The sequence below is a fragment of the Haloechinothrix aidingensis genome, assembly GCF_013450155.1.
GTDB lineage: Bacteria > Actinomycetota > Actinomycetes > Mycobacteriales > Pseudonocardiaceae > Haloechinothrix > Haloechinothrix aidingensis.
This window is the reverse complement of record NZ_JACCKD010000002.1, coordinates 611,424-623,824: the sequence shown is the minus strand read 5'-3', so window position 1 is coordinate 623,824 and position 12,401 is coordinate 611,424. Positions and strand designations below refer to the sequence as shown.

Below are 12,401 nucleotides of genomic sequence, written 5' to 3'. Positions count from 1 at the left end.
TGAAGCCGGTGCCACCACGGGGGTGGCACCGGCTTAGTCGATCACTACGTTGAGAAAGGCCTCTTCTCAGGCGGTGCGCATGCCAACGTTGGCACGACGGCGCTTCAAGGCACGCCGTTCGTCCTCGCTCATGCCGCCCCACACGCCGGAATCCTGCCCGGTTGCCAGTGCCCAGGCCAGGCAATCGGATGCGACGGTGCAGCGGTGGCACACGGCTTTCGCCTCGGCCTCCTGCACGAGTGCAGGACCCGTGGTGCCCACGGGAAAGAACAGCTCCGGGTCCTCGTCTCGGCAGGCCGCGTGGTGGCGCCAGTCCATTTCGTGAGCTCCTTCGTGGCGACGCGGATGAGCCGCGCCACGGTCGTCATGGCGGTCGTTCTTCTCGGGGTGCTTGTGAATGCTTTCACGAAGCGCCGAATCGGGCAAGGGTTTTTGCAAGATCGGTGAGTGAGCTCACCCGGGCGAGCTACTGCCCTGACCTGCAGGTTCCTTTGTCAATCTCGGCTTGTGGCCGTGCCTGTGCCAAGCGGGATGCTGTGAACGGCTGCCATGCATCGCCGAGTGGTCAACGGCAGATTGGCCGGGACGATCACGTGGGCCGCGCAGCGCACGACGGCGCGGAGGACGCGAGTCTCATACGAGCACGGTCAGCGCTTGAGGGGCGCTGGTGAACTCGACCGTGGACTCCCTACCCACGTAATCCCCATCAACCTGAAAGTTTACCGGATCATCGGCGTGTACGCTCAGTTTTTCCACGTTGTCGTGCTGCACGAGCCCGCGACCGCGGCGCACGCCCTTGCCGCTCAGCGCGCGACGAAGGTGTCCGAGCACCCGGGGTAGGGCCAGGCTGCGCAGGCCGAACACGCCGAGGCCGGTATCGAACGAGCAGTCGGGGTTGAGGCGGATCGGCCTGCTGCCCAGGTAGCTCCACGGGTCGGTGTTGGAGACGAACACGGTGCGCACGGTCGTCTCGGCTTCCCCGGCGATGCTGACCGTCAACGGTGGTCTGCCCTGTGGCGGCCGGAAGTAGCAGGCTGCCGCCACGCGCGTGTAGAGCGACGGGCTCGCTTGCTTGCCACGTCGCCGGTCGACCCCGGCGACAACGTCGGCGTCCCAGCCGAGCCCGGCACTGAACGTGAACAACCTGCCGTTCGCCGATCCGAGGCCGATGCGCCTTGTGCTTCCGGACGCGATGGCCTCGAGAAGCAGGTGGGTCGTCTCGAGGGGGTCGGGTGGCAGGCCGAGTGACCTGGCGAACACGTTGGCCGACCCGCCGGGGACGACGGCGATCATCGGTGCACTGCGCCGTTGCGTGTCGCGCGTGTACAGGCCGTCGTCGCCCAGCATCCCGTTGACGATCTCGTTGACCGTGCCGTCCCCGCCGTGCGCGACGACGAGATCGGTGCCTGCCTGGTGTGCCGTCGCGGCGAGCTCCGCAGCGTGGCCACGATGGGATGTCTCCGCGACGGTCAACGTGAGCCTGCTGGCCAGCGCATGGCTGATGACGTCCCGGACACCCGGTGTCGTGGACGTGGCCCGCGGGTTCACGATGAGCAAAGCGCGCACACATGTAGCGTACGTCCCCCGAGGGGGTGAGCGTGCATGTCCCCCGGAAGCTGCCGTTCGCTTCGCGGGGAGCGCACCCGCACCCCGCGGCGTGACCTCCACTCCCGTTCCGGTCGCGTACCCGTCGCGGGCGGGGCCGGTCGAGGCGCCGTGCCGACCCGATCGTCCGCGTGTCGTGTCGTGATGAGTGCACCCCGGCGACCGCCAGCTCACCGACGACGGTTTGATCCTCGCGCCTGCGACGCCCATGGCAAAACGGCCAACCGAGTGATTCACCACGTGGGCTTACTACGGACAGTCATATGCCCCTGCAGGTCTCGTGGTGGCCCCGGCAGGAGCCCCGACAGGAGCCGCGGCAAGAGTCCCGGCAGGACCACCGTTCTATGTTCCCGCATGCCGGTCGTGACGGGGGGACGGGGCGGTGTTCTGGACGCCCGGGACGCTCGGGACGCTGTCGTCGCGCTGTGTGGGCCGGGTGTGCGTGCCGGGTGAGCGGCGCCTGCGCGGTACCATCGGGGTTGTTCGCCGATGCGGGAAGGTCGTGACGCGTGCGGCTCGCGGATGTAGTGATTCCAGCGCCTCGCCAGGTGCGTCTCGCCGGGCTCCTCGTGGCGCTGCCCGGCCTGTTCGGCGTGGGGTTCTCGCTGGTGCTGCTCTTCTCGGCGCTGCTCGGCTCCGCGACCACGCAGGGCGGCAACAGCGTGTACGGCGAGGCCGCCTACTACGCCGTGCTGGGCGGGGGCACGCTCGCCTGCGGTATCGGGCTGCTGCTCGGGCAGTTGTGGGCGCGCTCGCCGTCGCTGGTCGTGGCCGTGATCCTGGCGGGTGCGGGCTGGTACATGCTCGGACCGTCCTCGCGACCGGAGCTGGGCCTGCCGCTGCTTGCTCTCAGCATCGGGGTGATCGTGCTGCTGTTCCGCCGGCCGTCCAAGGCATGGGCGCTCGGTCAGGAGGGAGCCGACCTGGACGGCACGGAGCGCCGTCGGGGCTGATACGCACCCGGACGTGCGCGGCCCCGTGGTGCGCACCGTTGCCGGTTACCCCGCGGGCCGCGCGCCGTCGGCGTGGGTCGCGAGCCCGGTCAGGGCGTCGCCGGTGAGCCGGAACACCGTCCATTCGTCCATCGCCACGGCGCCGACCGACCGGTAGAAGTCGATGGCGGGGGTGTTCCAGTCCAGCACCCACCACTCGAGCCGCCCGTACCCCCGCAGCGAGCACTCGCGCGCGAGCTCGGCGAGCAGGGCCTTGCCGAGGCCGTGACCGCGGTAGGCGGGTCGTACGTAGAGGTCCTCCAGGTAGATCCCGTGCACACCGCGCCAGGTGGAGAAGTTGAGGAACCACAGGGCGAAGCCGACCACCACACCGTCGAGCTCGGCGACGTGCCCGAACAGGGCAGGCCGGTCGGCGAACAGGGCGGAGTCGAGGTCCTCGCCGGTGAGGTGGCACTCCTCGGGAGCCTTCTCGTACTCCGCGAGCTCGTGAACCAGCGTGACGACGTCGGCGACGTCGTCCTTCGCGACGGGGCGGACTCGGGTGGACGGCACGGCTGACCTCCGGGTGACGACGGTGCTCTCCTCCGGTTCTACCGGGGTAGCTTATTCACCGGCCGGGGCCGGCGACCTGGCGAGGTCGGGCCGGCACCCGCGCAGGCCTGTCGCGGTAGCGGGCCGAGGGATACCGTGGGGGTTACTGACGAGTAGCATCGAGTGCGAACCCCGCTGCCCGCGGTGGACGGAGTATCTCGACCGCGTGCGCGAGGACAGGCTGAGGAAGGGAAGGACCGTGATGACCGCCGCCTCAACACCCCCGACACTGGCGTTGTGGAAGCGCTTGAGTGGCCTGCCTGGCGGACACAAGCTGTTCTCCACGGCGATCGCACTCAGGGTGCCGTACTTCAGCACGGTGCTGCCCACGGTCCGGGTGCTCGAACCCGGCCGGTGCGAGGTGACGGCCCCGAAGTGGTTCGGCGTGTACAACCACATCCGGACGTTCCACGCGATCGCGGCGTGCAACCTCGCGGAGATCGCGATGGGCATGCTTGCCGAGGCGACGGTCCCGGTGACGCACCGGTGGCTGCCGAAGGGGATGACCGTCCACTACAAGGCGAAAGCCGAGACCGGCCTGCGCGTGGTCGCCGAGCTCGGCACGATCCCGGAGTTCGGTACCGACGGGATGGATCTGCCCGTGCCGTTCACGGTGTACGACAAGCGCGGTGAGCCCGTGGTCACCGGCGAGATCACGATCTGGGTGACGCCCAAGAAGTGACGGTGCGGGGCGGCCGGACCGGAGCTCGAGACATACGTAGTGATCAGGCCCGCGCCCGCAGGCGTTCGTAGTGGGCCAGGCAGTCCGCGTAGCGGGGTAGCATGCCGTGGCTCGCGGCATCGGCCAGGCTGGGAGCCTGGCGATCCTTGCTGGACAGCACGGGCTCGACGTCCCCGGGCCACGGTAGTGCCAGTTCCGGGTCGAGCGGGTCGATGCCGTGCTCGGCAGCCGGGTTGTACGCGGTCGAGCACAGGTAGATGGCCACGGCATCCTCGGTCAGTGCGGTGAACGCGTGCCCGAGCCCTTCGGCCACGTAGACCGCCCGGCAGCTCGTCGCGTCCAGGTGCACCACCTCGTGCGCGCCGAACGTGGGAGAGCCGGTGCGTACGTCGACGACGATGTCCAGCAACGCGCCCCGCGCGCAGTACACGTACTTGGCCTGGCCGGGTGGTGTGTCGGCGAAGTGGACACCGCGGATGACACCGCGCCGCGAGACGCTGTGGTTGGACTGGGCCACCGTCAGCGGGTGTCCGACGGTCTCGTGGAAGGTGGCCGACTGGAACGGTGCGGCGAAGTGGCCCCGGTCGTCCGGGAAAACCCGGGGGGTGAACTCGTAGGAGTCCCGGATGCTCAGCTCACGTGCGTGCATGGGGCGAAGCCTCGCACGTCGCCCGGTCGCGACGCGGCGGTACCGGTACGTATCCGAGATGCCTGTGCTGTGAGATGCACCGCAGGGAGGAAGTGTGCGGGATGGCGCGGCTGCGATACTATACGATCAGGAGCAACAGCACTGTCGGTTGTAGTAGCACAGCCGTGGCCGCAGCAACAGCTAGGCGGCACGCCCCGCATACTGCCCGCGCATCAGGTGCCACCGCACCCGCGCCGAGCCGGATGAGATAATTCCTCTATTCTCGCGCGTCCGCGATCGTGACGCGCGTCCAGTGAGTATGGCCGTTCCGGCCCCGTCCCGGCGCACCGGCACGAGGTCACGGCCGAGAACCGAGTACACGATGACAGGGACAACCATGATCGAGAATGCCCGTTCCAGCACAGCTGAGCACACTCGCCCCGTGACGGAGGAGGAGATCTTCGACCTCCACGAGGACGGCAAGCTGGCGGTAAACGCGGTAGGCTCGATCGCGGACCCTCGAGAGCTGGCCATCGCGTACACCCCTGGGGTCGCCAAGGTCAGCGAGGCGATCGCGCAGAACCCGGCACTGGCGTCCCGGTACACGTGGGCGCACCGCATGGTGGCCGTGGTCAGCGACGGAACTGCCGTGCTCGGGCTCGGCGACATCGGGGCGAGCGCTTCGCTTCCGGTGATGGAGGGCAAGTCCGCCCTGTTCAAGAACTTCGCCGACCTCAATGCCGTTCCACTGGTGCTGGACACCACCGATGTGGACGAGATCGTGGAGACACTCGTGCGGTTGCGGCCGTCCTTCGGGGCCGTCAACCTCGAGGACATCGCCGCGCCACGGTGTTTCGAGATCGAGGACAGGCTCAAGAACGAGCTGGACTGCCCGGTCATGCACGACGATCAGCACGGGACCGCGATCGTGGTGCTCGCCGCGCTGCGCGGCGCGAACATCACGCTGGGCAGGAACCTCGGTGAGCAGCGGGTGGTGATCTCGGGCGCGGGCGCCGCCGGGGTGGCGTGCGCCCGGATCCTGCAGGCGGCAGGTGTCGCCGACGTGACCCTGCTGGACTCGCGGGGCATCCTCCACGAGGGCAGGGAAGGCCTGCACCCGGTCAAGGCGGAGCTGGCCGCGAGCACCAACAAGGCAGGGCTGACGGGCGGCCTCGACGAGGCCATGGCGGGCGCGGATGTGTTCATCGGCCTGTCCGGCGCGACGATCGACGAGAACCTGCTCTCCGTCATGGCGCCCGACCCCATCGTGTTCGCGCTGTCGAACCCGGAGCCGGAGGTGCACCCGCACGTCGCGGGCCGGTACGCGAGCGTGGTCGCCACGGGGCGCAGTGACTTTCCGAACCAGATCAACAACGTGCTCGCCTTCCCGGGCGTCTTCCGCGGCGCGCTGGATGCCGGTGCGCACACGATCACCGACAACATGAAGATCGCCGCCGCCGAGGCGATCGCGACGGTCGCGGCGGAGGACCTCTCCGTCGAGCGGATCATGCCGAGCGCGCTGGATCCGCGGGTGGCCCTCGAGGTCGCGACGGCCGTCGCGAAGGCCGCAGGCGAGGACGGCGTGGTGTAGCGCGGCCGGTCGTTCGAGCCGAAGGACTCCTTGCGTACCTGACAGGTACCGGAGGGGTCCTTCGGCTCGCTCGAAAATTCCTACTTTCGTTCGGAGATATTCGGACGCGGCGGGATGGGCCGAATCGAGGTCGCCGGTTCGGCTGTTCGTTTCAGTCGCCTGCCCGGGTGTTGGCCGGGAATCGAGAAGCGCGTACAAGATTGCGTGTCCCGGCCGTGCGCGAGCGCCTGTGTCGGAACTTTTCGACGATTTCCTACTATCGTACCTTGTCGCGCTTCCTGATGTGTTCCGTGCGGCACGGAAGATTCTTTTACACGCGGCGCGTGTCTCGTCCGCACCGTGAATCGTTCCGGTTGTGCGCAGGTGACAGGAGTGGCGACGGTTCACAGCGCGGCGAACGATCCCGGAGGTCGAGCCGCGGAATCATGCGCCCGTCCTGGTTCTTCGGTCGGACTCCGAACCCCGCGCTCCCGGATTCTCCCTGAGGAGTGTTGGCGCGGCGCTGCCTGGTGGTCCCGAAACGTGTAGCCGCGCTACAGAATGTCGTCGCGTACCCCGCTCGTTCCCCGATATCAAGGCCTGTCGTGCTCTGATCGCCCGAATTAGTGTTCGGCGCGCGTTCCATCGAACGCGGAGAACCCCGATCACGGGATCCGCCACATGGATTCCGTGTGGATCGTACTTGGGAGGCGATCAGAGTGACCCGAAAATGGAGATCGAGAAGGACGGCGGTCCCGGGCATAGGGATCGTTGCCGCCGTTGCCGTGCTCAGCTCGTTGAGCGGCAACGCGGTCGCGGGGGCCGATCCGGAAGGGCAGGTCCGGGGCGCCGACAATCCGGATGCGATCGAGGGCAGCTACATCGTCGTCTTCGACGACAGTGTCCCGAACGCCGCAGCCGACGAGACGGCACACAGCCATGCCCAACGCAGGAACGCCGAGGTCGAACACACCTACTCCGCGGCGATACGCGGCTATGCGGCCGAGATGAGCGAGCGCGACGCCCGGCAGGCCGCCAACGACCCGGAGGTGGCCTACGTCGAACAGAACACGACCGTCGAGCTGCAGCAGGAGGAGCAGCCCAACCCGCCGTCCTGGGGTCTCGACCGCATCGACCAGCGTGACCTGCCGCTCGACGATGTATACGGGTACTCGACGACGGCGTCGAACGTGAACAGCTACATTCTCGACACCGGCATCAACTACTCGCACAACGACTTCGAGGGCCGGGCCCAGCCCGGCTTCGACGCCATCGGCGACGGTCGCAACGGTGAGGACTGCCAGGGTCACGGCACCCACGTCGCGGGCACCGTCGGCGGTTCGGCGCACGGTGTCGCCAAGGGCACCAACCTGTACAGCGTGCGGGTGCTCGACTGCGACGGCCGCGGAACGAACGCGGGCGTGATCGACGGAGTCGACTGGGTGACCGAGAACCATCAGGGTCCCGCGGTGGCGAACATGAGCCTCGGTGGGGGAGCGAGCACGGCCCTCGACGACGCCGTGCGCAGCTCGGTGGCCTCCGGAGTGACCTACGCGGTCGCCTCCGGCAACGACAACGCGGACGCGTGCAACTACTCGCCCGCGCGCGTCGCCGAGGCGTTGACGGTCAACGCGACCACGTCGAGTGACTCGCGCTCGTCGTTCTCCAACTACGGCACCTGCACCGACATCTTCGCGCCGGGAAGCAGTATCACCTCGGCCTGGATCGGCTCGGACAGCGCGACCAACACCATCTCGGGTACCTCGATGGCGTCCCCGCACGTCGCCGGTGCCGCGGCGCTCTACCTCGCAGACAACCCGTCGGCCGGCCCCGGTGAGGTCAAGGACGCGTTGGAGAGCAACGCGACGAGCGGGGTGGTGAGCAACCCGGGATCCGGATCGCCGAACAGGCTGCTCTACACCGGCAGCGGCGACGGTGGTGACGACCCGGACGACCCGGAGCCGGGTACGTGTAACGGGACCAACGACAACCGGGTCGACATCCCGGACAACGGACCGGTCGCCACCAGCTCCATCACGTTCACCGACTGCGGCCGGGCGGCTTCGTCGTCGTCGACCATCTCGGTGGACATCAAGCACTCCTACCGTGGTGACCTGGTGATCGATCTGATCGCACCGAACGGTGACGAGTTCCGGCTGAAGAACTCGGACCCGTGGGACAGTGCGGACAACGTGCAGGGCAGCGTCGACAGGGACCTGTCGAGCTACGACGCCGACGGCGAGTGGCAGCTGCGCGTGGACGACGTGTACTGGAGTGACACCGGCTACATCGACAGCTGGTCACTCGAGCTGTAGCCAGCAAGTTTCCAGGTGTAGGCAGTAGAGAGCCCCGGCGCCGAGGGGGGAGGGGGTGCGCCGGGGCTACTGCCGGCCCTGGGGGTCGACCGGCTCACTTTTTACGGTAACCCGGGTGCTGTCAGGCTGGCAACCGCTGTCGCCTGCGGCTCCCTCAGCTCAGGGCCTCGTCGATGATCGCCTTCTGCTCGACCTCGTGCACCTTGGGCGAGCCGGCGGAAGGTGCCGCCATGGGCCTGCGGCACACCACCTGAAGCGGCTCGGTGAACGCCTCCGGTACCCGGCGAGGCAGGTTCAGCCCGAAGAACGGCCATGCGCCCTGGTTCTCCGGCTCCTCCTGGGCCCATACCACCGACGTCGCGGCCGGGTAGCGCTGCAGGGCAGCCCGCAACTTGTCCTTCGGAATCGGGTAGTACTGCTCGATGCGCACCAGCGCGATGTCGTCGATCCCTCGCTTCTCCCGCTCGGTGGCCAGCTCCCAGTACAGCTTCCCCGAGGTGAGCAGCACCTTGCGTACCTTGGCGGGGTCCACCGTGTCGTCGTCGATCACCGACAGGAACCGCGAGGACCCTGTGAAGTCCCCGAGCGAGGACCGCACGTGCTTGTCCCGCAGCATGCTCTTCGGGGTGAACAGCACCACGGGACGGTCCACCCCGTCGAGGGCGTGCCTGCGCAGCAGGTGGAAGTAGTTCGCGGGCGTGGACGGAACCGCGACGGTCATGGAGTGCTCGGCGCACAGTTGCAGGAATCGCTCGATGCGGCCGGAGGTGTGATCGGGACCCTGACCCTCGTGCCCGTGCGGCAGCAGGAGGACCACGCCGGAGTGCTGGCCCCACTTGGCCTCACCCGAGGAGATGTACTCGTCGATGACCACCTGGCCCCCGTTGACGAAATCGCCGAACTGGGCCTCCCACAGCACGAGGGCGTTGGAGTTGGCCACCGAGTAGCCGTACTCGAACCCGAGCGCGGCGAACTCCGACAGCGCGGAGTCGTACACCATCACCCTGCCCTGACCCTCGGCGAGGTTCTGCAGCGGGGCGTACTCCTTGCCCGTGTTGCGGTCCATCAGTACCGAGTGGCGCTGCACGAACGTGCCACGCCGGGAGTCCTGACCGGACAGCCGGACAAGGCGACCGTCCAATGCGAGCGAACCGAACGCGAGCAGCTCGCCGAACGCCCAGTCGATGTCGCCCTCGCGGGACATCTTGTGGCGCCGCTCGAGCACCGGCTTGACACGCGGGTGCGGGGCGAAGCCCTCGGGCGGGTTACCGAATGCGTCCCCGATGCGCTCGATGGCCTCCTGCGAGATCGCGGTGGGCACCTGTGCGGGCAGTTGCTGGTGGTGCTCGACAGAGGGACTTGCCTCGATCGGGTGCTTCTCCAGCTCGCGTACCTCGTTGAACACGTGCTCGAGCTGGCTGGAGAAGTCGCGCAGCGCGGTCTCGGCCTCCTCGACGGAGAGGTCACCCCGCCCGATCAGCGACTCCGTGTAGATCTTGCGGACGCTGCGCTTGGTGTCGATGATGTCGTACATCGCGGGCTGGGTCATCGAGGGGTCGTCCCCCTCGTTGTGGCCGCGCCGCCGGTAGCAGAGCATGTCGATCACGACGTCCTTGTTGAACGCCTGACGGTAGTCCACGGCCAGCTTGGCGACCCAGTACACCGCCTCCGGGTCGTCCCCGTTGACGTGGAAGACCGGTGCGCCGATCATCTTGGCGACATCCGTGGCGTAGTGGGTCGAGCGGGCATGCTCCGGCGCGGTGGTGAAACCCACCTGGTTGTTGATGATCACGTGTACGGTCCCGCCGGTGCGGTACCCGCGCAGCATCGCGAGGTTCAGCGTCTCGGCGACCACACCCTGCCCGGCGAAGGCCGCGTCCCCGTGCAGCAGGACGGGAAGCACCGTGTAGCCCGCGCTGCCCTTGTCGAGGATGTCCTGCTTGGCCCGCACGATGCCCTCGAGGATCGGGTTGACCGCCTCGAGATGCGACGGGTTGGCGGTCAGCGAGACCTTGGTCTCGCCGTCCCCGAACATGCGGAAGTACTTGCCCTCGGCGCCCAAGTGGTACTTGACGTCCCCGGATCCGTGCGCCTGCCCGGGGTCGAGGTTGCCTTCGAACTCCTGGAAGATCTGCGAGATCGGCTTGCCGACGATGTTGGCCAGCACGTTGAGCCGCCCGCGGTGCGGCATGCCGATGACGACCTCGTCCAGCTCGTGCTCTGCGGACTTGTCCAGCAGGGTGTCCAGCAGCGGGATCACGGTCTCGCCGCCTTCGAGGGAGAACCGCTTCTGGCCGACGTACTTGGTCTGCAGGAACGTCTCGAAGGCCTCGGCGGCGTTGAGCTTGCTCAGGATGTACTTCTGCTCGGGTGTCGGGGGTTTCTCGTGCTTGACCTCGATGCGGTCCTGCAGCCACAGGCGTTCCTCGGGGTCGACGATGTGGGTGTACTCGATCCCGACGGTGCGGCAGTAGGAGTCGCGCAGCACCCCGAGGATGTCGCGCAACCGCATGCGTTGCTTGCCCGCGAAGCCGCCGACGGCGAACTCGCGGTCGAGGTCCCACAGCGTCAGCCCGTGCGAGAGGATGTCCAGGTCCTCGTGCCTGCGCTGCCGGTAGTTGAGCGGGTCGGCGTCGGCCATCAGGTGCCCGCGCATCCGGTAGGCGTCGATCAGCTCGAGCACCCTGGCGTTCTTGTCGATCGCCCCTTCCGGGATGTCCTCGACCCAGCGCACCGGCTCGTACGGCAGCCGGAGCGAGGTGAAGATGTCGTCGTAGAACCGGTCCTCACCGAGCAGCAGCGCGTGGATGCGCTTGAGGAACTCGCCGGACTCGGCACCCTGGATGACCCGGTGGTCGTACGTCGACGTCAGCGTGATGATCTTGCTGATGGCGAGGTCGACGAGGGTGCTCTCGCTGGTGCCCTCGAACTGCGCCGGGTACTGCATGGCGCCGACCCCGATGATGCAGCCCTGCCCGGACTGCAGCCGGGGCACGGAGTGGTTCGTGCCGATGCCCCCCGGGTTGGTCAGCGAGATCGTGGTCCCGGAGAAGTCCTCGGCGGTGAGCTTGTTGTTGCGCGCCTTCTTGATGATCTCCTCGTAGGCCTGCCAGAACTGCAGGAACGTCATGTTCTCGACGGCCTTGACGGAGGCGACGACCAGGTTGCGCTGCCCGTCCTTGCCCTGCAGGTCGATGGCGATGCCGAGGTTGACGTTTTCGGGCGTCACCGCGTGCGGCTTGCCGTCGATGAGCTCATAGTGCCGGTTCATGTTCGGGAACTCGCGCAGCGCGCGCACCATCGCGTAGCCGATGAGGTGCGTGAACGAGATCTTGCCACCGCGCGTGCGCTGCAGGTGATTGTTGATCACGATGCGGTTGTCGGCCATGAGCTTGGCAGGCACCGCCCGCACGCTCGTCGCCGTCGGCACCGTCAGGGAGGCGTCCATGTTCTTCGCGATGGCCGCGGCCGGACCGCGCAACAGGGTCGTTTCCCGGCCGTCGGCTTGCTGCGCGACCTGCTGGGACTTCTGCTGGGGTTGCTGCCGGGACTCCGTGGCGGTGCCGGTCTGTGCCGTGGCCGTTGCGGGCGCCGCCTGCTGGGGCTGGCCCGCCGCGCCGGACGGGGCAGCGGCGCGGCTCCCGGAGTCCTGGCCGGACCCGTCCGGCGAGGACTGCCGCGCCTGTTGGCCCTGCTGCTGCGGCTGCTGGGGCGCCTGCTCCTGCTGGGTAAGCTGCGTGGCGGCCTGCTGAGCCTGCTCCTGCTGGCTTGCCGTCGTGGACGCACCGCCCGCGCCGCGCTTGCCGTCGCTCGCGTGCGCCGACTTGAAGTCGGCGAAGAAGTCGTGCCAGGCGGCGTCCACCGAGTTCGGATCGTCGAGGTATCGCTCGTACATCTCCTCGACGAGCCATTCGTTGGGACCGAACTGCGAAGCAGGAGTACTGCTGGACACGACTAGATTTCGCCTCAATCCGTCTCGTTGCCTTGTTCACCTGTCGGGTCGTCCACGCGCCCGCGGCTCGGCGCGGCCCCGGGAGGCCTTCCGCCGGGCTCTGGT

The 12,401-nt window shown here is 68.0% G+C and carries 9 protein-coding genes; 4 read left to right on the top strand and 5 right to left on the bottom strand.

Annotated features, from left to right (window positions below; genetic code table 11):
• Window positions 1-66: 66 nt before the first annotated feature.
• Complete coding sequence (locus H0B56_RS07345; RefSeq protein ID WP_089299687.1) at window positions 67-318, bottom strand: WhiB family transcriptional regulator; 252 nt, start codon at window positions 316-318, stop codon at window positions 67-69.
• Between the two features lie 315 nt (window positions 319-633).
• Window positions 634-1,566 carry a diacylglycerol kinase family protein gene (locus H0B56_RS07340; protein WP_180892154.1) on the bottom strand — a complete coding sequence of 311 codons (933 nt, stop codon included), beginning with the start codon at window positions 1,564-1,566 and terminating at the stop codon, window positions 634-636.
• 548 nt (window positions 1,567-2,114) lie between these two features.
• Between H0B56_RS07340 and H0B56_RS07335 the strand changes: the two genes are divergently transcribed.
• A complete protein-coding gene (locus tag H0B56_RS07335) occupies window positions 2,115-2,558 on the top strand; it encodes a hypothetical protein (protein ID WP_180892153.1) in 444 nt (147 codons plus the stop codon).
• Between the two features lie 45 nt (window positions 2,559-2,603).
• Here the strand turns inward: H0B56_RS07335 and H0B56_RS07330 are convergent, their stop codons facing one another.
• On the bottom strand, window positions 2,604-3,110 hold the full coding sequence (locus H0B56_RS07330) for a GNAT family N-acetyltransferase (protein WP_180892152.1): 507 nt from the start codon (window positions 3,108-3,110) through the stop codon (window positions 2,604-2,606).
• Window positions 3,111-3,351: 241 nt separating this feature from the next.
• Here H0B56_RS07330 and H0B56_RS07325 point away from each other — a divergent pair, with 241 nt between their 5' ends.
• On the top strand, window positions 3,352-3,831 hold the full coding sequence (locus tag H0B56_RS07325; RefSeq protein ID WP_180892151.1) for a hotdog fold domain-containing protein: 480 nt from the start codon (window positions 3,352-3,354) through the stop codon (window positions 3,829-3,831).
• A 43-nt stretch (window positions 3,832-3,874) separates the two neighbouring features.
• Here H0B56_RS07325 and H0B56_RS07320 read toward each other — a convergent pair whose 3' ends face one another.
• The gene (locus H0B56_RS07320; protein ID WP_180892150.1) at window positions 3,875-4,480 is read right to left on the bottom strand and encodes a dTDP-4-dehydrorhamnose 3,5-epimerase family protein; all 606 of its coding nucleotides are present in this window, start codon (window positions 4,478-4,480) and stop codon (window positions 3,875-3,877) included.
• A 421-nt stretch (window positions 4,481-4,901) separates the two neighbouring features.
• On the opposite strand from H0B56_RS07320, the gene H0B56_RS07315 reads away from it, so the two are divergent.
• Window positions 4,902-6,050 (top strand): NAD(P)-dependent malic enzyme, encoded by a 1,149-nt coding sequence (locus tag H0B56_RS07315; RefSeq protein WP_343063793.1) that lies wholly within the window; start codon window positions 4,902-4,904, stop codon window positions 6,048-6,050.
• Window positions 6,051-6,742: 692 nt separating this feature from the next.
• Window positions 6,743-8,344: a S8 family peptidase gene (locus H0B56_RS07310; RefSeq protein WP_180892399.1), complete on the top strand. Its 1,602-nt coding sequence runs from the start codon at window positions 6,743-6,745 to the stop codon at window positions 8,342-8,344.
• A gap of 154 nt (window positions 8,345-8,498) precedes the next feature.
• On the opposite strand, the gene H0B56_RS07305 is transcribed toward H0B56_RS07310, so the two are convergent.
• Window positions 8,499-12,296, bottom strand: a complete 3,798-nt coding sequence (locus H0B56_RS07305) for a multifunctional oxoglutarate decarboxylase/oxoglutarate dehydrogenase thiamine pyrophosphate-binding subunit/dihydrolipoyllysine-residue succinyltransferase subunit (protein WP_180892148.1) — start codon at window positions 12,294-12,296, stop codon at window positions 8,499-8,501.
• Between the last annotated feature and the right edge of the window lie 105 nt (window positions 12,297-12,401).

What these genes read in the sequence shown, in the direction of transcription:
- H0B56_RS07345 (WP_089299687.1), bottom strand. Translation starts at nt 318, where the DNA reads ATGGACTGGCGCCACCACGCGGCCTGCCGAGACGAGGACCCGGAGCTG.
- H0B56_RS07325 (WP_180892151.1), top strand. Translation starts at nt 3,352, where the DNA reads ATGACCGCCGCCTCAACACCCCCGACACTGGCGTTGTGGAAGCGCTTG.
- H0B56_RS07320 (WP_180892150.1), bottom strand. Translation starts at nt 4,480, where the DNA reads ATGCACGCACGTGAGCTGAGCATCCGGGACTCCTACGAGTTCACCCCC.